The organism is Enterobacter sp. Res13-Sevr-PEC09-46 (genome assembly GCF_015672585.1).
Classification (GTDB): domain Bacteria; phylum Pseudomonadota; class Gammaproteobacteria; order Enterobacterales; family Enterobacteriaceae; genus Enterobacter; species Enterobacter hormaechei_C.
This window is the reverse complement of sequence record NZ_JADABR010000018.1, coordinates 288,246-308,617: the sequence shown is the minus strand read 5'-3', so window position 1 is coordinate 308,617 and position 20,372 is coordinate 288,246. Positions and strand designations below refer to the sequence as shown.

At 55.5% G+C, this 20,372-nt stretch carries 19 protein-coding genes and 1 pseudogene; 4 read left to right on the top strand and 16 right to left on the bottom strand.

What is annotated here, in order from left to right; translation table 11 throughout:
• Positions 1 to 13: 13 nt before the first annotated feature.
• From IMQ56_RS13130 to IMQ56_RS23015, 8 genes and pseudogenes are all read right to left on the bottom strand, one after another.
• Positions 14 to 784 carry a glucose-6-phosphate isomerase family protein gene (locus IMQ56_RS13130; RefSeq protein WP_015572636.1) on the bottom strand — a complete coding sequence of 257 codons (771 nt, stop codon included), beginning with the start codon at positions 782 to 784 and terminating at the stop codon, positions 14 to 16.
• Positions 777 to 1,331 carry a glucose-6-phosphate isomerase family protein gene (locus IMQ56_RS13125; protein ID WP_196064050.1) on the bottom strand — a complete coding sequence of 185 codons (555 nt, stop codon included), beginning with the start codon at positions 1,329 to 1,331 and terminating at the stop codon, positions 777 to 779. Before IMQ56_RS13125 ends, IMQ56_RS13130 begins: the two co-directional genes overlap by 8 nt.
• Positions 1,332 to 1,487: 156 nt before the next feature.
• Positions 1,488 to 2,438, bottom strand: coding sequence for a 4-hydroxy-3-methylbut-2-enyl diphosphate reductase (ispH, locus tag IMQ56_RS13120; protein ID WP_017383814.1), 951 nt, complete (start codon positions 2,436 to 2,438; stop codon positions 1,488 to 1,490).
• Position 2,439: 1 nt separating this feature from the next.
• Entirely contained in the window at positions 2,440 to 2,889 is a 450-nt protein-coding gene (fkpB, locus tag IMQ56_RS13115) for an FKBP-type peptidyl-prolyl cis-trans isomerase (RefSeq protein WP_015572634.1), read from the bottom strand.
• A gap of 116 nt (positions 2,890 to 3,005) precedes the next feature.
• Entirely contained in the window at positions 3,006 to 3,506 is a 501-nt protein-coding gene (gene lspA / locus IMQ56_RS13110) for a signal peptidase II (protein WP_003856452.1), read from the bottom strand.
• Complete coding sequence (gene ileS, locus IMQ56_RS13105; protein ID WP_017383815.1) at positions 3,506 to 6,322, bottom strand: isoleucine--tRNA ligase; 2,817 nt, start codon at positions 6,320 to 6,322, stop codon at positions 3,506 to 3,508. The genes lspA and ileS overlap by 1 nt, the downstream gene beginning before the upstream one ends.
• A 45-nt stretch (positions 6,323 to 6,367) precedes the next feature.
• Positions 6,368 to 7,294, bottom strand: coding sequence for a bifunctional riboflavin kinase/FAD synthetase (ribF, locus tag IMQ56_RS13100; protein WP_003856456.1), 927 nt, complete (start codon positions 7,292 to 7,294; stop codon positions 6,368 to 6,370).
• Between the two features lie 7 nt (positions 7,295 to 7,301).
• A pseudogene (locus tag IMQ56_RS23015) lies at positions 7,302 to 7,507 on the bottom strand (DUF2575 domain-containing protein); the annotation flags it as partial.
• Positions 7,508 to 7,622: 115 nt separating this feature from the next.
• On the opposite strand from IMQ56_RS23015, the gene rpsT reads away from it, so the two are divergent.
• Positions 7,623 to 7,886, top strand: coding sequence for a 30S ribosomal protein S20 (rpsT, locus tag IMQ56_RS13095; protein ID WP_003856458.1), 264 nt, complete (start codon positions 7,623 to 7,625; stop codon positions 7,884 to 7,886).
• Positions 7,887 to 7,944: 58 nt separating this feature from the next.
• Here the strand turns inward: rpsT and nhaR are convergent, their stop codons facing one another.
• The 4 genes from nhaR to dnaK all read right to left on the bottom strand — a co-directional run bounded on the left by nhaR (position 7,945) and on the right by dnaK (position 13,398).
• Positions 7,945 to 8,844, bottom strand: coding sequence for a transcriptional activator NhaR (nhaR, locus tag IMQ56_RS13090; RefSeq protein ID WP_003856462.1), 900 nt, complete (start codon positions 8,842 to 8,844; stop codon positions 7,945 to 7,947).
• Between the two features lie 59 nt (positions 8,845 to 8,903).
• Complete coding sequence (nhaA, locus tag IMQ56_RS13085; RefSeq protein ID WP_017383817.1) at positions 8,904 to 10,079, bottom strand: Na+/H+ antiporter NhaA; 1,176 nt, start codon at positions 10,077 to 10,079, stop codon at positions 8,904 to 8,906.
• 172 nt (positions 10,080 to 10,251) lie between these two features.
• Positions 10,252 to 11,397 carry a molecular chaperone DnaJ gene (gene dnaJ / locus IMQ56_RS13080; protein ID WP_014830600.1) on the bottom strand — a complete coding sequence of 382 codons (1,146 nt, stop codon included), beginning with the start codon at positions 11,395 to 11,397 and terminating at the stop codon, positions 10,252 to 10,254.
• Positions 11,398 to 11,484: 87 nt separating this feature from the next.
• The gene (dnaK, locus tag IMQ56_RS13075) at positions 11,485 to 13,398 is read right to left on the bottom strand and encodes a molecular chaperone DnaK (RefSeq protein ID WP_017383818.1); all 1,914 of its coding nucleotides are present in this window, start codon (positions 13,396 to 13,398) and stop codon (positions 11,485 to 11,487) included.
• Between the two features lie 296 nt (positions 13,399 to 13,694).
• Here dnaK and satP point away from each other — a divergent pair, with 296 nt between their 5' ends.
• Positions 13,695 to 14,261 carry an acetate uptake transporter gene (gene satP / locus IMQ56_RS13070; protein WP_003856474.1) on the top strand — a complete coding sequence of 189 codons (567 nt, stop codon included), beginning with the start codon at positions 13,695 to 13,697 and terminating at the stop codon, positions 14,259 to 14,261.
• On the opposite strand, the gene IMQ56_RS13065 is transcribed toward satP, so the two are convergent.
• The 3 genes from IMQ56_RS13065 to tal all read right to left on the bottom strand — a co-directional run bounded on the left by IMQ56_RS13065 (position 14,238) and on the right by tal (position 17,334).
• Positions 14,238 to 15,560, bottom strand: coding sequence for an MFS transporter (locus IMQ56_RS13065; protein ID WP_196064049.1), 1,323 nt, complete (start codon positions 15,558 to 15,560; stop codon positions 14,238 to 14,240). The two genes, satP and IMQ56_RS13065, sit on opposite strands and share 24 nt — an antisense overlap.
• Before the next feature lie 122 nt (positions 15,561 to 15,682).
• Complete coding sequence (gene mog / locus IMQ56_RS13060) at positions 15,683 to 16,270, bottom strand: molybdopterin adenylyltransferase (RefSeq protein WP_017383820.1); 588 nt, start codon at positions 16,268 to 16,270, stop codon at positions 15,683 to 15,685.
• A 110-nt stretch (positions 16,271 to 16,380) separates the two neighbouring features.
• Positions 16,381 to 17,334: a transaldolase gene (tal, locus tag IMQ56_RS13055; protein WP_003856481.1), complete on the bottom strand. Its 954-nt coding sequence runs from the start codon at positions 17,332 to 17,334 to the stop codon at positions 16,381 to 16,383.
• A gap of 262 nt (positions 17,335 to 17,596) precedes the next feature.
• On the opposite strand from tal, the gene IMQ56_RS13050 reads away from it, so the two are divergent.
• Together IMQ56_RS13050 and yaaA are read left to right on the top strand one after the other, a co-directional pair.
• The gene (locus IMQ56_RS13050) at positions 17,597 to 19,030 is read left to right on the top strand and encodes a sodium:alanine symporter family protein (protein ID WP_017383821.1); all 1,434 of its coding nucleotides are present in this window, start codon (positions 17,597 to 17,599) and stop codon (positions 19,028 to 19,030) included.
• A 66-nt stretch (positions 19,031 to 19,096) separates the two neighbouring features.
• Positions 19,097 to 19,870 (top strand): peroxide stress protein YaaA, encoded by a 774-nt coding sequence (yaaA, locus tag IMQ56_RS13045; protein ID WP_015572628.1) that lies wholly within the window; start codon positions 19,097 to 19,099, stop codon positions 19,868 to 19,870.
• A gap of 31 nt (positions 19,871 to 19,901) precedes the next feature.
• Here yaaA and IMQ56_RS13040 read toward each other — a convergent pair whose 3' ends face one another.
• Entirely contained in the window at positions 19,902 to 20,189 is a 288-nt protein-coding gene (locus IMQ56_RS13040) for a DUF2502 domain-containing protein (protein WP_015572627.1), read from the bottom strand.
• Between the last annotated feature and the right edge of the window lie 183 nt (positions 20,190 to 20,372).

The window sequence follows — 20,372 nt, the reverse complement described above, 5'->3', positions numbered from 1 at the left end:
TGCCCCGGCTTCTTTATGGATGGAAGTTATTCCACAGTTCTGCGACTTTATCCGGACGCGAAATAAACTGGAACCGTGCGGGGTCATCAATAAACTGCTGATAAACAGGCGCATCAGTAATGCCAAATTCCGGATAACTTCTCGGCGTAATCATCTGCAAGCGCCCTGGTCTGTAGTGACTGTTATGCTGCCAGACAATATGATTACCCTGAACTAAGGGATACCAGGCCAGACCTTTTCGCGCACGAACGGCCTCATACTCAAAGCCATATTCCCGATCGCACCACGCACCAAACGTCAGCGGCTCATTGGGCGAGGCCGAAATCGTCGCATGGCCCCATCCGGGAGGGACCAGTACCTTTTCACCCGGCCCCGCGAGTACCGCAAAACAACGTCCCGGATCGTCGTCCACATACTCCTGCATGTAGATAATCGCTTTACCCTGCCAGATTTCGTACAGCTCAGGGGGCGACCATCCGCTGTGCTGGCTAATACGGTGAACATGTCCCTGGCTGCGGACCGGCTCATCGCCAAGCGTGCCTGCCGCGTAGGTGACCACACCAAAAAGCAGCATGCGTTTTTCGAGCTCCGGCCTGTCCGCCAGACGCGCCACGTCCATCGCGATGGCATATACCTGTTCAGGCCCTTCGCAGTCCGGATTGCGCAGCGACGGGCGGATCTGATCCAGCGTTCTGATCTCCGGCATCGGCCCGGTAACATCCTCTCCGTAGCAAAAACCGAGCGGCTGACGGGTGATGGTCATATCAAGGCCATAGTTAGCCATGGCGCACCTCGTAACCTTCCCCGGAGGCAAAGATCCGCAGGGTGAAGCCCTCTGCCAGCGCCGCATAGTCGTGTCCCGCAATGCTCGGCCAGACGGCAAGGGAGGATAGCGTCTCGTTGCCAGTGTTAATCAAACGATGCGCTGTAAAAGGAGGAATAATATGCACGGAGCCAGCCGTCACCTGCTCAAGCCGCGCGTCGCCCGCCTCCGTTTGCAGCAGCAACAAGCCACATCCGCGCAGGCCAAAATAGACCTCGCCCTGTTCGCGGCGCTGATGAAAATGACCGCGAGTCATAAAGAACTCATCGCCCACGTTACCCGCACGCAGGTGAGTTACCCCAACGAAGAGTGCCCCTTCCCCTAAGGGCGAGCCCAGTATGTCTACGTCATACACACTTTTTTGAGGATTGCCGCACTTCCACGCCTCGCCGTCTGCGAAGATCCCAGGAAGATCCGCAAGACGAGTCGTTTTGCGGATAAGCGGCCCGCCGGCTAGCGCGCCGGTAGCCCACGTCAACTGAGGTGGCAAAAAGATGTCTGAATTCATATCGCTCTCCGGCCCGAGGAGAACAGCAATATCATGATGGCAGATTAAACGATTAACCTAGTGATAAAAGCGTCAATATTGATGGTGAATCACAGTTAACCAGAAACAAAAATGCCGGAGGCTTTCGCCACCGGCATTTTGAAGATTGAGAGGACATTATTCCACTTCGCGGGCGTCGATTCGCAGCTCTTTCGGCACTTCGAAGACAATGTTCTCTTCACGGCCTTCCAGCGGCACCGCTTCGCCACCGCCCAGCTCTTGTAGGCGGGCAATGACGTTTTGAACCAGGATATCCGGCGCTGAAGCGCCTGCGGTAACACCGACGCAGGCCGCGTTTTTCACCCACGCTTCCTGAATGTCCGTTGCGTCGTCGATCAGGAACGCCGCTTTCCCCATACGCTGCGCCAGTTCGGCCAGTCGGTTGGAGTTAGAGGAGTTTTTCGAGCCGACCACCAGCACCACATCCGCCTGTTCAGCCAGGGCGCGTACGGCTTCCTGACGGTTGGTGGTTGCATAGCAGATATCATCTTTGCGCGGCCCGACAATTTTCGGGAAGCGCTGGCGCAGGGCGTCAATCACGTCTGAGGTGTCGTCTACGGAAAGCGTCGTCTGGGTCATAAACGACAGACGGGCTTCGTTTTTCACGTCCAGCGTAAAGACATCTTCCGGTGACTCAACCAGATACATGCCCCCTTCCGGGTTGCTGTACTGGCCCATGGTGCCTTCAACTTCCGGGTGACCGGCGTGACCAATCAGAATTGACTCTTCACCACGACGGCTGGCGCGCGCCACTTCCATATGCACTTTTGTCACTAACGGACAGGTGGCATCGAATACGGTCAGATCGCGGCTTTTCGCCTCGTTGCGTACCGCCTGAGAGACGCCGTGCGCGGAGAAGATGAGGATTGCGCCGTCCGGCACTTCGCTGATCTGCTCGATAAAAATCGCACCGCGCTCGCGCAGGCTGTCGACCACGTAACGGTTGTGCACCACTTCGTGACGCACGTAAATCGGCGCGCCGTAAATCTCCAGCGCGTTTTCAACAATGCTGATAGCGCGGTCTACACCGGCGCAGAAGCCGCGCGGGTTAGCCAACAGGATCTGCATTTTACTCCTCCAGTGCCGGATCGATCTCCAGCACTTCGACATCAAAATGAACGGTACGCCCGGCAAGCGGATGGTTGAAATCGACGGTGATAGAATCGCCGTTGATTTCTCGGATCACGCCAGGCATTTCGCTGCCGTCCATAGCGGTAAAGAGCATAATCGCCCCGATTTCTGGTTCACCCGCATCCATAAACTCACGGCGCGAGAAATACTGGATCAGGTCCGGGCTTGGCACGCCAAATGCCGCATCCGGCTCCAGCGAAAACGCTTTTTTCTCGCCCTCTTTCAGACCCAGAAGCTGCTGCTCAAGGCCTTCAGACAGGGAGGTGTCACCCAGACGAAACAGCGCCGGTTTGCCATTGTTGCGGGTGGATTCGGCCGTGGAGCCGTCATCCAGCTTCAGCGTGAAATGAACGAGAACCGCGCTGTTGCTCTGTACGGATTTAGACATGCAAATTGCTCGCTTGTTTTGGGTCACCTGTTGCCCGGTGGCGCTACGCTTACCGGGCCTACGGGGGCCACAAATTCTGTAGGCCGGGATCGCTACGCGTCACCCGGCTGGTTTTGTTACGCCTGCTCTTTCGCGGCCGGTTTAGGCAAGAAGCCTTCCAGCACGATTAACGCCGCACCAACGCATATTGCGCTATCGGCGAGGTTAAAGGTCGCGAAGTGCCAGTCGCCGACGTAGAAATCGATCATATCGACCACAAAGCCGTGCCACAGGCGGTCAAACAGGTTACCCAGCGCGCCGCCAATGATCAGCGCGTAGGCGATGTTATTCAGCTTTTGCGTGGCCTTTGAGCGGTACATCAGCACCGCCAGCACGACGCAGATACCGATAGCGATACCCGCGAAGAACCAGCGCTGCCAGCCACCGCTGTCGGCAAGGAAACTAAACGCCGCACCATAGTTGCGGGCATAGTGCAGGTTAAGCGACGGAAACAGCGGGACCGTATCCCCCAGAGCGAAATTCTGGAGGATCAGGAACTTGCTGCCCAAATCAATAATCAGCACCACCACCACCAGCCACAGCCAGCGCAGTCCTGTTGAACAGAGAGTTTTACTCATCAGGCAAACTTACGTTTTTCGCCGTCACCGGCGACGTTGCTTACACAGCGTCCGCAGATGTCTGCGTGTTCCGCCACCTGACCGACATCAGTGGTGTAATGCCAGCAACGCGGGCATTTTTCACCGTCGGCTTTGCTCAGTGCGACCTTCAGTCCTTTGAGCAGTTCACTCTGCTGAGCATCAGCAGTAGCTTCGGCATAATCCGCAACTTTCGCACCGGAGGTCAACAGGACAAATCGTAATTCATCGCCCAGCGCGGTCAGTTTGGCCGCCAGCTCCGGTTCGGCGTACAGGGTCACGGTCGCTTCCAGCGAACCACCGACTTTCTTGTCAGCGCGCGCCTGCTCGATAACCTTATTCACTTCGCCACGCACTTTCAGCAGCTCGTCCCAGTAGGCATCGTTCATTGCTTCAGTGCTGGAGAGGTCGAACAGACCTTCGTACCACTCGCCGGTGAAGACATACTTCTCGCGTTCGCCCGGCAGGTAACCCCAGATTTCATCCGCGGTGAAGGACATGATCGGCGCCATCCAGCGTACCAGCGCCTCTGCGATGTGGAACAGCGCAGTCTGGCAGCTACGACGCGCCACGCTGTCCGCTTTCGCGGTGTACTGGCGGTCTTTGATGATGTCGAGGTAGAACGAGCCCATCTCGATGGAGCAGAAGCGCATCAGGCGCTGCACCACTTCGTGGAAGTCGTAAGACTCATAGGCTTTAAGAATATCTTCCTGCGCCGCTTTCGCGCAGCCTACCGCCCAGCGATCGAGCACAACCATCTCTTCCGGCTTCACCATGTCTTTCACCGGATCGAACCCGTTCAGGTTCGCCAGCAGGAAGCGCGCGGTGTTACGAATACGACGATAGCTGTCAGCAGCACGTTTCAGGATCTCATCAGAGACCGCCATTTCGCCGGTGTAGTCGGTAGAGGCCACCCACAGACGCAGAATGTCCGCGCCCAGTTTGTTCATCACGTCCTGCGGAGAAACGGTGTTACCGATAGATTTGGACATCTTACGGCCCTGACCATCCACGGTGAAGCCGTGGGTCAATACCTGGCGGTAAGGTGCTTTACCCTTCATGGCGGTGGAGATCATCAGCGATGACATGAACCAGCCGCGGTGTTGGTCAGACCCTTCCAGATACATATCGGCAGCGTGACCAGCAAACTCCGGACGCACGTCAACCACGGAGGAGTGGGTAGACCCGGAGTCGAACCACACGTCCAGGGTATCCGGCACTTTCTCGTAGCTGTCTGCGTCAGCGCCCAGGATGTCGCGGGCGTCGAGATCCCACCACGCCTGAATGCCGTCAACTTCGACGCGCTTCGCCACTTCTTCCATCAGTTCCAGCGTGTTCGGGTGCAGCTCCTGCGTCTCTTTATGTACGAACAGAGACATCGGCACGCCCCAGGTGCGCTGACGGGAGATACACCAGTCAGGACGGTTAGCCACCATGGATTCGATTCGCGCCTGGCCCCAGTCAGGGATCCACTGCACGCCTTTGATCTCTTTCAGAGACTGCGCGCGCAGGCCTTTCTGGTCCATGCTGATAAACCACTGCGGGGTTGCACGGAAGATGATCGGGGTCTTGTGACGCCAGCAGCACGGATAGCTGTGCTGCATTTTCTCAACGTGCAGCAGCGCGCCGCTGGTGCGCAGCATGTCAACGATGATGTCGTTAGCTTTAAAGACGTTGATGCCGTCCAGCGCCGGGTACGTGCCTGGCAGGTAAGAGCCGTCCGGACCAACCGGGTTAGCGATTTCCAGACCATATTTCAGGCTGATGTTGTAGTCGTCAGGACCGTGGCCACCGGCGGTATGCACCGCACCGGTACCCGCGTCCAGCGTGACGTGGTCGCCCAGAATCGCCGGAACGTCGAAGTCAAGGAACGGGTGTTTGAAGCGCATCAGTTCCAGCGCGTCGCCTTTTACGGTGCCCAGCACGGTGTAATCGGTGATGTTCGCGCGTTTCAGCACGCTTTCGACCAGGTCTTTCGCCAGGATAACCGCACGGCCATCAATCTGCACCAGCGCATACTCAAACTCGCCAGAAAGGGAGATCGCGCGGTTAGCAGGCAGCGTCCACGGGGTGGTGGTCCAGATCACCAGAGAGATCGGGCCGCTTACACCAGGCAGACCAAATTTAGCTTTGATCGCATCCTGATCGACCGCTTCGAAGGCCACGTCGATAGAAGGCGAGGTTTTGTCGTAATACTCCACTTCCGCTTCTGCCAGCGCAGAGCGGCAGTCGACGCACCAGTGCACCGGCTTCGCGCCTTTGTGCAGGTGACCGTTGCCGATGATTTTACCCAGCGCTCGGATGATGTTGGCTTCGGTTTTGAAGTCCATGGTCAGGTACGGATGCGACCAGTCACCCAGCACGCCCAGACGGATGAAGTCAGCGCGCTGACCGTCAACCTGGGTGGCAGCGTATTCGCGGCATTTCGCGCGGAATTCTGCGGCGGTGAACTTCTCACCCGGCTTACCGTACTCTTGCTCAACTTTCAGCTCGATTGGCAGACCATGGCAGTCCCAGCCCGGAACGTAAGGCGAGTCATATCCCGCGAGTCCTTTGGACTTCACGATAATGTCTTTCAGAATCTTGTTTACAGAGTGACCAATATGAATGCTGCCATTCGCATATGGAGGGCCATCATGCAGAATGAAGGTTTTTTTGCCTTTTTTGGCTGCACGAATGATGCCGTACAGGTCATCATCGGTCCAACGCGCCAGCATTCCCGGTTCACGCTTGGCGAGATCGCCGCGCATCGGGAACCCTGTTTCCGGCAAATTCAGGGTTGATTTATAGTCACTCATCAGATTCTCGGTTCCGTATTTATCACGTAGGCAGTTAAGCCGGTTCTAAAGCCCAAAAAACTCGCGGGCCGTTAATTCATCTCGCGCGATTTGCGCTTTAAGTTCATCCAGCGAAGCGAATCGCTGTTCATTGCGTATTTTTTTACGCAGTATCACATCTATATGGCGACCATACAGGTCCATTACAACGTCCAGCAGGTGTACTTCTAACTGTTGACGCACACCGGCAACCGTTGGACGTGTGCCAATGTTGGCGACGCCGTAGAAAGGCTTCTCGCCCAGTCCTGCCACTTCCACCGCATAGACCCCTTTAACCGGGGAGACCTGACGACGCAGCGGTATATTCGCCGTCGGGAAACCTATCGTGCGGCCCAGCGCATCGCCATGGACCACGCGACCTGAAATTGTGAACGGGTGACCCAGCAGCGTTTCTGCCGTGTCCAGTTCATCGTTCGCCAGCGCCTGACGTACCGCCGTGCTGCTGACGCGCACGCCGCCCTCACAGAAGGTCATCGTGCTGGTGACGTCAAACCCGTACTCCAGGCCAGCCTTCTGTAATAACAAGAAATCGCCCTGACGACCAGCGCCAAAGCGGAAATCATCGCCCACGGCGAGAAACTGCACGCCAAGCTGCCTGACCAACAGGTCGCTGACAAAATTTTGTGCGGTCAGCGCGGCAAAACGACGGTCGAACCTTACGCACAGGACGTAGTCCACCCCTGACTCCGCCAGGTAGCGTAACTTCTCACGCAGACGCGTCAGCCGCGCGGGGGATTTCTCGCCTGCAAACAGCTCCAGCGGCTGAGGCTCGAAAATCATCACCACGACGGGCAGGCCTCGCGCCTCGCCTTCTTTACGCAATCCCTGCAACAGCGCCTGATGCCCACGATGCACGCCGTCGAAATTACCAATGGTCAGCACGCACCCGTGCGGGGCTTGACTGAGATTATGTATGCCGCGTATCAGCTTCATGACTGGCTCAAAACAGTGAAAATCGCCAAAGTATACCTTGTACAGCGGTTAAGGTTAACCGGCGATTGTTCACGCTAAACAGAAAGCCGTATGATTTCATCACGCTGACCTTTCGCAGCAAAAAAATCTGTCCGCGAACTGCGATTTTTACGCCGAAAAGCTGTATTCACGAACGACAAGCTGGTAGAATCCTGCGCCATCACTACGTAACGTAGCGTCGCCACATTAACGGCGCTTATTTGCACAAATCCATTGACAAAAGAAGGTATAGAGGGCATATTCCTCGGCCTTTGAATTGTCCACATAGATCATATTTGGGAGTTGGACCTTGGCTAATATCAAATCAGCTAAGAAACGTGCCGTTCAGTCTGAAAAGGCTCGTAAGCACAATGCAAGCCGTCGCTCTATGATGCGTACTTTCATCAAGAAAGTATACGCAGCTATCGAAGCTGGCGACAAAGCTGCAGCGCAGAACGCATTTAACGAAATGCAACCAATCGTGGATCGTCAGGCTGCTAAAGGTCTGATCCACAAAAACAAAGCAGCGCGTCATAAAGCAAACCTGACCGCGCAGATCAACAAACTGGCTTAATCGCCACTTGTTGTTGCTTGTTTGAAAGAACCCGCTTAACGCGGGTTTTTTTATGTCTTCAGATTGCCGGCGGCGTAAAAAGCGCCGAATAGTCGCGATTGCAGATTCGCTGCACCGCCGGGTGCTGAATCATCCTTTCGGCGAATATGGCGTGATACTCTTCCATCACGTTATCCACCCTGCCGATCTCGGTTATTTTGTCGTCTGAATAGAGATCGTGCGCGTACAGCGTCGGAGCAACGAAGATAGCGTTATGCGCTTCGCCAAAGGCTTTCATCAGCGCCGCATCGTCGAACTCACCGAGAATTTCTACGTTCAGCCCCTGCGAGTTAAACCAGTTCAGCAGCTTCCGTCCGAGCATGGACCTCCGACCCGGCACCAGCAAGCGGCGCTCTTCCAGGCAGGCAGGAAACGGTTTTTCCGGTGGCGGATTGATGCACCAGAAACTGACGCCGCATTCGCCAATTTTCACCGAGAACAAGCCTTCCTGCTGCGTGGAATCGATAGGGCAATCCGAAATAATCATATCCAGCTTATGCTGGCTCAGCTGTTCCAGCAGCATCTCGTGAGTGGATTCAAAGCAGCGCAGGTGGATTTGCTCGTCTTCTACCACCGCCGCATCCAGTACGCCGCTCACCAGCCGTTTCGACAGCGCATCCGCCACACCCACGTCAAAAAGCAGGTTCGACTCTTTGCGGTAGTTGACGATGTCCAGCATCTCCTGACTCAGGGTGAACATTTTATCCGCATAGCGGAACACCAGCTCGCCCAACTCACTGGGCTCAATCCCACGGCCCTTGCGCTTGAACAACTTGCCCTGTAACCGCTCTTCCAGGGCTTTGATTTGCCCGGTAATGGTTTGTGGCGTCAGGTAAAGCGCTTCTGCCGCCCCCACGACCGAGCCCTGTTTATAAACGTGCCAGAAGTAATAAAGATGGTTGTAATTCAAATGAGACATCGCGTGTTCTCTCCCTGAGTGTGTATCGGGAGAAGGAGCCCCCTCCTCCCGGTTTTCCGTTATGCCTGGACAGCCTGTCCGGACAATTTCACCTTCAACAAGGTATAACCAATGACTGCGGCCAGTAATGACCCGATGAGAATGCCGAGTTTTGCCCAGACGATAAGCTCAGGCGCGTTTGCGCCAAACGCCAGCGTCGAGATAAAGATCGACATGGTGAATCCAATACCGCACAGCACGCCGACGGCCATAATCTGGCTAAAGGTGGTCCCGTTTGGCAATGACGCCAGCTTCAGCTTCAGCGCCAGCCAGCAGAACAGGCTGATACCCAGCGGCTTACCGATAAACAGACCGGCGATGATACCCAGCGGCAGCACGGAGGTGAGTCCGTCCAGGGTAACCCCGGCCAGGGAAACACCCGCGTTGGCAAACGCAAACAGCGGCAGGATCATAAAGCCCACCCACGGATGAAGCACATGCTCCAGCTGTCTGGCAGGCGATTTGCCGTCCTGCTCCTTCAGTGGAATAAAGAAGCCAACGATGACGCCCGCCAGCGTGGCATGCACGCCAGACTTCAGCACCGCCGTCCACAGCACCATGCCCACCAGAATATAAATACCCGTACGTCGGACGTTGAAGACGTTCAGCAAGGCCAGCACCACAATAGCCACGGCCGCCACGCTCAGCGACAGAACCGACAGATCGCTGGTGTAGAACAGCGCGATAATCACGATAGCGCCCAGATCATCGATAATCGCCAGCGCCATCAGGAAAATTTTCAGTGCTACCGGGACGCGGCTACCGAGCAAGGCTAAGACCCCGAGCGCAAACGCGATATCCGTTGCGGCCGGGATCGCCCAGCCGTCACGCGCAACCGGATCCTGCCACGCAAACGCGAGAAAGAGCAACGCCGGAACGATCATCCCGCCAATCGCCGCGATCACCGGAAACGCCGCGCGCTGACGGCTGGCAAGCGAACCGATCACCAGCTCACGTTTAACCTCCAGACCCACCAGCAGGAAGAACACCGCCATCAGCGCATCGTTGATCCACAGCAGCATGTTCTTGTTAATTTCCAGCGCCCCGACTTTCAGCTCGACGGGCGTTTCCAGAAATGCGTGATAGAGATCGCGCGTCATGCCCATATTGGCGAGCAGCATGGCGGCCGCAGCAGCAATAATCAGGATGACGCCGCCGGATGCCTCACTGCTAAAGAAACGGTGTAGTAATTTCACGTTTAAACTCTCTTTTACAACAATACCTCGGTAAAACCATAATATCAGCGCAAACAGATCGGTAAAAACAGATTAATATTGGGTATATATTCAGTTTAACCGAGGAATAACGCTATAAACAAAAAGCCCGGAATCGCTTCCGGGCTTTAAAGGATAGTAACCAGCTGGCGGGTTAGCGGGTTAAATCGTCGAAGAATTTTTTGACGCCATCGAAGAAGCTTTTGGAGCGCGGGCTGTTTTTCTCACCCGTCGGGCCGCCAAAGCTTTCCTGAAGCTCTTTCAGCAGCTGTTTCTGCTTATCGTTCAGGCCGACCGGCGTTTCCACGACCACGCGGCATAACAGGTCACCCTGCGCGCCACCGCGAACGGATTTAACGCCTTTGCCGCGCATGCGGAACAGCTTCCCGGTCTGGGTTTCGCCAGGGATTTTCAGGTTAACGCGACCGTCCAGCGTCGGCACTTCGATTTCGCCACCCAGCGCCGCCATCGCAAAGTTGATCGGCACTTCACAGTACAGGTTGTTACCTTCACGCTCGAAGATGGCGTGCTGCTTCACCTGAACCTGAACGTACAGATCGCCTGCCGGTGCGCCGTGCTCGCCGGCTTCACCCTCACCTGCCAGACGGATGCGGTCGCCTGTATCCACGCCTGCCGGGATCTTAACGGACAGCGTTTTGGTTTTCTCCACGCGACCGTGACCGTGGCATTTGGTGCACGGATCTTTAATCAGCGTACCGCGACCATGACAGTGCGGACAGGCCTGCTGCACCGCGAAGAAGCCCTGGCGCATCTGCACCTGACCGGAACCGTGACAGGTTGGGCAGGTCTGTGGCTGAGTCCCCGCTTTCGCGCCGCTGCCGTGGCAAACGTCACACTCTTCCAGCGTCGGAATACGGATCTCTTTGGTGACGCCGCGAACCGCTTCTTCAAGCGTCAGCTCCATGTTGTAGCGCAGGTCTGCGCCGCGCGCCGCGCGCTGACGACCACGTCCGCCGCCGAAGATATCGCCAAATACATCACCAAAGATATCGCTGAAATCAGCGCCGCCGCCGAAGCCGCCGCCACCAAATCCACCGCCGCCCATGCCGCCCTGTTCAAAGGCCGCGTGACCATACTGGTCATAGGCCGCACGTTTTTGTGCATCGGTCAGGACTTCGTAGGCTTCTTTAATCTCTTTAAATTTGGCTTCAGCCTCTTTGTCACCCTGATTACGGTCAGGGTGGAATTTCATGGCCAGGCGCTTATACGCCTTTTTGATTTCACGCTCTTCCGCAGTTTTCGGAACGCCTAAAATCTCGTAATAGTCTTGCTTTGCCATTGGTTTTTTTAAGCCCCTTAACATGCGAGCACGGGCGTGGAGGATTCTCCTACGCCCGTGCCGATTACTTACCCTGCATCAGGGCGATTATTTTTTGTCTTTCACTTCTTCGAACTCAGCGTCGACAACATCGTCGTCTTTCGCGTTGTTCTGGGAAGCCTCAGCGCCCGCCTGCTGCTGTGCGTGCTGCTGCTGAGCGATTTCCATCAGCTTCTGAGAAACCTGTGCCAGCTCCTGCATCTTCGCTTCGATGTCCGCTTTGTCTTCGCCTTTCAGAGACGTTTCCAGCGCGCTCAGTGCAGTTTCGATCGCAGTTTTGTCTTCCGCTGGCAGTTTATCGCCCGCTTCTTCAACCTGCTTACGGGTGCTGTGCAGCAGATGGTCACCCTGGTTACGGGTCTGAACCAGCTCTTCGAACTTACGGTCGGATTCCGCGTTAGCTTCGGCATCACGAACCATTTTTTCGATTTCCGCTTCGTTCAGGCCAGAAGATGCCTTGATGGTGATCTTCTGCTCTTTACCGCTGTTTTTGTCTTTCGCAGACACGTGCAGGATACCGTCAGCATCGATGTCGAAGGTGACTTCGATCTGTGGCATGCCGCGTGGTGCCGGGTTAATACCGTCCAGGTTGAACTGACCCAGAGATTTGTTATCCGCCGCGCGCTTACGCTCACCCTGAATCACATGGATGGTTACCGCAGACTGGTTGTCTTCAGCGGTAGAGAACACCTGGCTGTGTTTCGTCGGGATAGTGGTGTTTTTGTTGATGAGCGGAGTCATCACGCCACCCATGGTTTCGATACCCAGAGACAGCGGGGTAACGTCCAGCAGCAGTACGTCTTTTACTTCACCCGTCAGAACACCACCCTGAACCGCAGCACCGATAGCAACCGCTTCGTCCGGGTTCACGTCTTTACGTGGCTCTTTACCAAAGAATTCAGCAACTTTCTTCTGAACCATTGGCATACGAGTCTGACCACCTACCAGGATAACGTCCTGAATGTCAGACACGGACAGGCCAGCGTCCTGCAATGCAACTTTCAGTGGCTCGATAGAACGGTTCACCAGGTCTTCTACCAGGCTTTCCAGTTTCGCACGGGTCACTTTGATGTTCATGTGTTTTGGACCGGTCGCGTCTGCGGTGATGTACGGCAGGTTCACGTCGGTCTGCTGAGCGGAAGACAGCTCGATCTTCGCTTTCTCAGCGGCTTCTTTCAGTCGCTGCATGGCCAGCGGGTCGTTACGCAGGTCAATGCCCTGATCTTTCTTGAACTCGTCAACGAGGTAGTTGATCAGACGGGTATCGAAGTCTTCACCACCCAGGTGGGTATCACCGTTGGTTGCCAGAACTTCGAAGGTTTTTTCGCCGTCAACATCGTCGATTTCGATAATAGAGATATCGAAGGTACCACCACCCAGGTCGTAAACCGCGATAGTACGGTTGCCGACTTCTTTATCCAGACCGTAAGCCAGTGCTGCTGCGGTTGGTTCGTTGATGATACGTTTTACTTCCAGACCTGCGATACGGCCAGCATCTTTGGTTGCCTGACGCTGAGCATCGTTGAAGTAAGCAGGTACGGTGATAACAGCTTCAGTTACCGGTTCACCCAGGTAATCTTCCGCGGTTTTCTTCATTTTCTTCAGCACTTCAGCAGAGATCTGCGGAGGTGCCGTTTTGGTGCCTTTCACATCAAGCCATGCATCGCCGTTATCGGCTGCGATGATTTTGTAAGGCATGATGGAAACGTCACGCTGAACTTCTTCGTCCTGGAAGCGGCGGCCAATCAGGCGTTTGATCGCAAACAGGGTGTTTTGCGGGTTTGTCACGGCCTGACGTTTAGCCGGCTGACCAACCAGAGTTTCACCATCCTGGGTATAAGCAATGATAGAAGGCGTGGTGCGATCGCCCTCGGCGTTCTCCAGCACACGTGCAGTAGTGCCATCCATAATCGCTACACAAGAGTTGGTAGTACCCAGGTCGATACCAATAATTTTACCCATCTAAACGTCTCCACTAAAAATTCAGTCAACATGTGGTTGTGTACCTGTAATAAGGGCAGAACGTGCTTTTTCAACTGCCCAGATTTGATTTTTTTCAGGTCCACACACTGCGGTTGCTTACAAGATGGGGTCACAACAGCATCCATCAAGGGGGAAGGATAAAAAATTTTTTAATTTCACCCCGGTGAGATCATAGACGGCGTCGATGCCGCCCATTATGATGCCGCGCCCCGTCAGGTAGAACTGGCGCGGGTTTAACCATTTCACCATATTAATGATGATTTTTTTGAGGACTTATGGGCAACACTAAGTTGGCTAATCCGGCTCCGCTGGGCCTGATGGGTTTTGGCATGACCACCATTCTGCTGAACCTGCACAATATCGGGATGTTCCCGATGGACGGCATTATCCTGGCGATGGGCATTTTTTACGGCGGTATCGCACAGATCTTTGCGGGCCTGCTGGAATATAAGAAAGGCAACACCTTCGGCTTAACCGCCTTTACCTCTTACGGTTCCTTCTGGCTGACTCTGGTCGCAATTCTGCTGATGCCTAAAATGGGCCTGGCAGAGGCGGCAAACGCCCATTTCCTGGGCGTGTACCTGGGACTGTGGGGCGTGTTCACCCTGTTCATGTTCTTCGGTACCCTTAAGGCGAACCGCGCACTGCAATTCGTCTTCCTGAGCCTGACCGTACTGTTCGCTCTGCTGGCCATCGGTCACCTGGCGGATAACGAAGGCATCGTTCACGTTGCCGGCTGGGTAGGTCTGGTTTGCGGCGCAAGCGCAATCTACCTGGCCATGGGTGAAGTGCTGAACGAGCAGTTCGACCGCACCATTCTACCTATTGGTGAAAAACACTGATCCCTCTGTCGTGCCCGCGTCGCGGGCACGACGTCCCTCTGACTGGCGAAGCCACACCCCCAAAACCAGTCCCATCAGCGATAACGCCAGCACGTACCACGCAGGTGCAAGGGGTGACACCCCCATCAACACCGTCACCACAATCGGGGTCAGCCCACCGAAAATGGCATACGAGACATTATAAGAGAAAGAGATCCCAGTGAAGCGTACCTCCGGCGGGAAGGCGCGGACCATTACGTACGGTACGGCGCCAACGACGCCCACGCACAGCCCGACGACACCGTACAGCAGGAACAGCTGTTCAGGATGGGTGCCCGCAAGATGATAAAATGCCCAGCTCGACGCGGCCAGAAGCAAACTGCCGACAATAAAGGTCGCGCTTGCGCCGAAACGATCCGCCGCCAGCCCGGCGGCCAGACAACCAAAGCAGAGCATAATTGTCGCGATACTGTTCGCCTGTAACGTCACGGCAGGCGCAAAACCGTACTGTTTTTGCAGCCAGACCGGCGACATCAAAATGACCACCACGATCCCCGCAGACAGCAGCCAGGTCAGAAGCATCGACACCATTACCGCTTTTTTATGCCGCACTACTACGGTTTTCACCGGCAGTTCTTGCGCCAGCGCCTTCCGCTGCTGCATTTCCAGAAATATTGGCGTCTCTTGCAACCAGCGTCGCAGGTACATTGCCACCAGCCCAAACGCCCCGCCCAGCAGGAACGGTATACGCCAGCCCCAGTCGTGAACGGCCTGTTGCGTCATGCTGGTATTGATGATGGTTGCAACCACGGAGCCAAGCAGGATCCCGATCGTCAGCCCTGCGGTCAGCGTTCCGCACGCAATGCCGATGCGGCGCACCGGGACGTGTTCAGCGACAAACACCCAGGCGCCCGGCACTTCCCCGCCGATGGCCGCGCCCTGGAGAATACGCATCAGCAGCAGCAATAACGGGGCGATAATGCCCATCGACTCATAGGTAGGAAAAAGCCCAATCGCCAGCGTCGGCACGGCCATAAGCAGGATGCTGAGGGTAAACATCTTCTTGCGCCCGACCAGATCGCCAAAGTGCGCCATGACAATGCCGCCCAGCGGACGCGCCAGATAGCCGGCAGCGAAAATGCCGAAGGTTTGTACCTGACGCAGCCATTCCGGAATATCCGCCGGGAAAAACAGCGCCCCCACAACGGCGGCGAAGAAGACAAAGATGATGAAGTCGTAAAACTCCAGCGCGCCGCCCAGGGCAGCGAGCGTGAGGGTTTTGTAGTCCTGTCGATTCAGAGGTCGGGTGTTATGTGACATAGCGAACCATTGTGCATGTGTTGTGGATTATTTTTTACAGCAATCGTAAAGAAAAAATTACTATATCGTAAATCCATTTACACGCTACCGCGGCTGGCGCTAATGTCACATTTTAAAGAATTTCAGGAGATTGTTTCGCGGCGAGCGCTTTTAGGGCGAAATGCTGCTACCACATTGCCGTCAGTTTCCACATACGGACCGTCAAGCAGTTGTATACAATACGGTACACTTGCAAAGATACCGTGGACGATAACGCTGCCGTCCTCGGCTTTTACCCCTTCCAACGTTTCTTTTATCGACTTCGGCTGCCCCGGCAGGTTCAGGATCAGCGCCTGTTTGCGGATCACCCCGACCTGACGGGAAAGAATGGCCGTCGGGACAAAGTGTAGACTGATCTGGCGCATCTGCTCACCGAAGCCCGGCATTTCACGATCGGCGATAGCCAGCGTCGCGTCCGGCGTTACATCGCGGCGCGCGGGGCCGGTTCCGCCCGTCGTCAGCACCAGGTGGCAGCTCATCTCATCCACCAGTTCACACAGGGTTTGCTCGATGATCGGTTGCTCGTCCGGGATCAGGCGAGTCTGGATCTCAAACGGGGTAGTGAGCGCGCTGCCCAGCCACTCTTCCAGAGCAGGGATGCCTTTATCCTGATAAACACCGCTGGAGGCGCGGTCAGAAATCGACACTAAGCCGATGCGTAAGGTATTCATATCCATTCCATTCAAAAAGTACTGATTAAAGGGAATGATACACGCAGAGAGAAAATTCAGACAGAGGCGGGGGAAAGACGCGTGACCGGGAACCCGGTCACGCAGAATGATTACAGCAGGTCGCCGATCATTTTTTCCAGTTTTTCCTGGTCGATAGCAAACTTACGGATACCGTCCGCCAGTTTATCTACGGCCATTGGATCCTGGTTGTGCTGCCACAGGAACTCGGACTCGGTGATGCGCTCAGGGCGTGCTTTCACTTCGCCGGTGTAGGACAGTTTACGCTCGATAGCACCTTCGCTTTCTGCCAGCTCTTTCAGCAGCGCAGGAGCGATGGTCAGGCGGTCACAGCCAGCCAGCTCAATGATTTCGCCGACGTTACGGAAGCTTGCGCCCATAACAACGGTCTCATAGCCGTGCTGTTTGTAGTATTCGTAGATTTCAGTCACTGAAATCACGCCTGGATCTTCAGACGCCGCGTACTCTTTCTTGTCGGTGTTGGCTTTGTACCAGTCCAGAATACGGCCCACGAACGGAGAAATCAGGTATACGCCAGCTTCGGCACATGCACGCGCCTGCGCGAAGGAGAACAGCAGAGTCAGGTTACAGTTGATGCCTTCTTTTTCCAGCTGCTCAGCAGCGCGGATGCCCTGCCAGGTAGACGCCAGTTTGATCAGGATACGGTCATTGCTGATGCCCGCATCGTTGTACAGTTTGATCAGGCGTTTTGCTTTTGCGATAGACGCTTCGGTGTCGTAGGACAGGCGAGCATCAACTTCGGTAGAGATACGGCCAGGAACGAGCTTCAGGATTTCCAGACCGATGTTCACTGCCAGTTTGTCAGTAGCATCCACAACCTGCTGCGCGCGGTCATTGCTCTGTGCTTTTGCCCAGGTCACCGCCTCGTCGATCAGTTTGCGATACTCAGGGATCTGCGCGGCGTTAAGGATCAGAGAAGGGTTGGTTGTGGCATCCTGCGGCTGGTACAGCTTCATTGCCGCGATATCTCCGGTGTCAGCGACGACAGTGGTGAACTGACGAAGGGAGGTCAATTTATCCGTCATGATAGTGTTTCTCTTTTAACGTGCCCTGGATAATTCACACTACCGACAGCTTGCCAGCAGCGGAAAAATGACAGGTTTACTTGTTAGGGGGATGTAACCGGTCTGCCCTGATGATAACACGAGTGAGAGGCAGCGCAACCGCAGACAGTGCGCTTAGGCAGAGTATGATAAACTCAGAATATTAACAGGCTGCTAAGTAACAGCATGCACAATCAGTGGTAGCGCTTACATATTCACTTTGGCATCAACAAGAGGGACGTTAGTGCCTGATTTCTTTTTCTTTATCAACGAAGTCCTCTGGGGTTCGATCATGATATACCTGCTTTCAGGAGCAGGTATCTGGTTTACGTGGCGCAGCGGTCTGATTCAGTTTCGCTATATCCGCAAATTTGGCAGAAGTCTGAAAAACAGCGTCACCCCACAGCCGGGCGGCCTGACCTCGTTTCAGGCGCTCTGTACCAGCCTGGCCGCGCGCGTCGGCAGCGGTAACCTGGCCGGTGTCGCGCTGGCGATCGGCGCGGGCGGTCCGGGCGCAGTATTCTGGATGTGGGTGACGGCGATTATCGGTATGGCCACCTCCTTTGCTGAATGCTCGCTTGCGCAACTCTACAAAGAAAAAGACGGCAAAGGTCAGTTTCGCGGCGGTCCCGCCTGGTATATGGCTCGCGGGCTGGGAATGCGCTGGATGGGCGTTCTGTTCTCGATCTTTTTGCTGATTGCCTATGGCCTTATTTTCAATACCGTTCAGGCAAATTCCGTCGCCCACGCGCTGCGCTTTGCCTTCAATTGTCCGGAGTGGCTGACAGGCGGCGCGCTTGCCCTTCTCACCCTGCTGACCATTGTGACCGGGCTCAAAGGGGTTGCCCGCCTGATGCAGTGGCTGGTTCCGCTGATGGCGCTGCTGTGGGTGTCCACCAGCCTGATGGTATGCGCGATACATATCGATGAGGTGCCGAACGTCATCGTCACCATTTTCCAAAGCGCGTTCGGCTGGCGCGAAGCGGCTTCCGGCGCGCTGGGTTACACCCTTAGCCAGGCACTCACTGCGGGTTTTCAGCGGGGTATGTTCTCCAACGAAGCGGGAATGGGCTCCACGCCGAATGCCGCCGCAGCGGCCGCATCCTGGCCCCCACATCCCGCCGCGCAGGGCATTGTACAGATGATTGGCGTCTTCACAGACACCATTGTTATCTGCTCCGCCAGCGCGATGATAATGCTGCTGGCCGGTGCCGCTGAACAACCGTCCGGTAGTACGGCAGGCATTCATTGGGTACAACAGGCGCTGGTCTCCCTCGTCGGCGGCTGGGGCGCGGGCCTTGTCGCACTTGTCGTGGGACTTTTTGCCTTTAGTTCCATTGCGGTGAACTATATCTATGCCGAAAACAACCTTATCTTCCTGAAAGTTGACTCGCGTCTGGCCCGCAACATCCTTCGCGCGGGCGTGCTGGCGATGGTGTTTGTAGGTTGCCTGCTCAGCATGCCGATGATCTGGCAAATAGCGGACGTCATTATGGCGCTGATGGCCATCACGAACCTGACGGCCATTTTGCTGCTTTCACCGGTTGTGGCGCTGATCGCGCGCGATTATCTGCGTCAGCGCAAGCTCGGCGTACAGCCCGTCTTTGACGCCTCACGCTATCCCGAAATCGAGTCACAAATTGCCCCTGGCACCTGGGATGATTTGCCGCGGCAATAACAGCTATCGATCAATTCAGGGCGATTTTTTGTTAAAGTCGCTCTAAATTTCCTGCAAGGACTGGATATGCTGATTCTGATTTCACCTGCCAAAACGCTCGACTACCAGAGCCCGCTCGCCACTGAGCGTTATACCCAGCCGGAATTGCTGGACTACTCGCAACAGCTGATCCACGAGGCGCGTAAGCTTTCGGCTCCGCAAATCGCTTCGCTGATGAGCATCAGCGATAAACTCGCCGACCTGAATGCCACCCGTTTTCATGAGTGGCAGCCTGACTTCACGCCCGCCAACGCCCGCCAGGCGCTGTTGGCCTTCAAAGGTGACGTCTACACTGGCCTGCAAGCAGAAACGTTTAGCGAAGCCGATTTCGATTTTGCCCAGCTGCATCTGCGCATGTTATCCGGCCTGTACGGGGTGCTGCGACCGCTGGATCTGATGCAGCCGTATCGTCTGGAGATGGGTATCCGCCTGGAAAACGCCAAAGGCAAAGATCTGTACCAGTTCTGGGGCGATGTCATTACCGACAAGCTTAACGCGGCGCTGCAAGCCCAGGGGGACAACGTGGTGATCAACCTGGCCTCTGATGAGTACTTCAAATCGGTGAAACCGAAAAAGCTGGATGCGGACATTATCAAGCCGGTGTTCCTCGACGAGAAAAACGGCAAATTTAAAGTGATCAGCTTCTACGCCAAAAAAGCGCGCGGTCTGATGAGCCGCTTCATCATTCAAAACCGCCTGACGAAGCCAGAGCAGCTCACCGGCTTTAACAGTGAAGGGTATTTCTTCGACGAGGCATCGTCAGGAAAAAACGAGCTGGTGTTTAAGCGTCACGAGCAATAAAAGACAACCCCGCCAGCTGGCGGGGTTTGTGTTAATGGTGCTTCCGGTCCGGGCCCGGGCGACGATCGTCATGACGGTGGTGATCGTCACGATCGCGATGTTCATCGTGCGGACGCCAGTGGTTATCGCGCCAGTCATAGTGCGCTTTCCACCAGTCATGGTCGCGCCAGCGGCCGCCATCCCAGTAGTGCCCGTTATTATCCCGATCGCCAATTTGCAGTTTTACCGCTGGCACGAGGGTGATCTCAGCTGCCTGCACCGCCATGGGAGCGACCAGCATCAGTGAAAGCGCGATAAGTGCAGGTTTCAGTGTAGACATAGGTGACTCCTTATTCTTCTTGCCCAACGTGGGCCGATGTAAGGAGAGTACGTGATGGGGACGGGGGATGTTATCCTCTGCAATCCTAAACGCTAAGTGACCGCATTTATTGGGAATTTCTGCTTTTTTCCTGCTGTTTTTCTCCTTAATTTCTCCATAAAAAAGCCGGGTGGCGGCTTCGCC

What these genes read in the sequence shown, in the direction of transcription:
- IMQ56_RS13040 (WP_015572627.1), bottom strand. Translation starts at nt 20,189, where the DNA reads ATGTCTACACTGAAACCTGCACTTATCGCGCTTTCACTGATGCTGGTC.
- IMQ56_RS13130 (WP_015572636.1), bottom strand. Translation starts at nt 784, where the DNA reads ATGGCTAACTATGGCCTTGATATGACCATCACCCGTCAGCCGCTCGGT.
- mog (WP_017383820.1), bottom strand. Translation starts at nt 16,270, where the DNA reads ATGAATACCTTACGCATCGGCTTAGTGTCGATTTCTGACCGCGCCTCC.
- nhaR (WP_003856462.1), bottom strand. Translation starts at nt 8,844, where the DNA reads ATGTCTCATTTGAATTACAACCATCTTTATTACTTCTGGCACGTTTAT.
- IMQ56_RS13125 (WP_196064050.1), bottom strand. Translation starts at nt 1,331, where the DNA reads ATGAATTCAGACATCTTTTTGCCACCTCAGTTGACGTGGGCTACCGGC.
- fkpB (WP_015572634.1), bottom strand. Translation starts at nt 2,889, where the DNA reads ATGTCTAAATCCGTACAGAGCAACAGCGCGGTTCTCGTTCATTTCACG.
- lspA (WP_003856452.1), bottom strand. Translation starts at nt 3,506, where the DNA reads ATGAGTAAAACTCTCTGTTCAACAGGACTGCGCTGGCTGTGGCTGGTG.
- ileS (WP_017383815.1), bottom strand. Translation starts at nt 6,322, where the DNA reads ATGAGTGACTATAAATCAACCCTGAATTTGCCGGAAACAGGGTTCCCG.
- yaaA (WP_015572628.1), top strand. Translation starts at nt 19,097, where the DNA reads ATGCTGATTCTGATTTCACCTGCCAAAACGCTCGACTACCAGAGCCCG.
- dnaJ (WP_014830600.1), bottom strand. Translation starts at nt 11,397, where the DNA reads ATGGCAAAGCAAGACTATTACGAGATTTTAGGCGTTCCGAAAACTGCG.
- IMQ56_RS13065 (WP_196064049.1), bottom strand. Translation starts at nt 15,560, where the DNA reads ATGTCACATAACACCCGACCTCTGAATCGACAGGACTACAAAACCCTC.
- ispH (WP_017383814.1), bottom strand. Translation starts at nt 2,438, where the DNA reads ATGCAGATCCTGTTGGCTAACCCGCGCGGCTTCTGCGCCGGTGTAGAC.
- tal (WP_003856481.1), bottom strand. Translation starts at nt 17,334, where the DNA reads ATGACGGATAAATTGACCTCCCTTCGTCAGTTCACCACTGTCGTCGCT.
- dnaK (WP_017383818.1), bottom strand. Translation starts at nt 13,398, where the DNA reads ATGGGTAAAATTATTGGTATCGACCTGGGTACTACCAACTCTTGTGTA.
- satP (WP_003856474.1), top strand. Translation starts at nt 13,695, where the DNA reads ATGGGCAACACTAAGTTGGCTAATCCGGCTCCGCTGGGCCTGATGGGT.
- ribF (WP_003856456.1), bottom strand. Translation starts at nt 7,294, where the DNA reads ATGAAGCTGATACGCGGCATACATAATCTCAGTCAAGCCCCGCACGGG.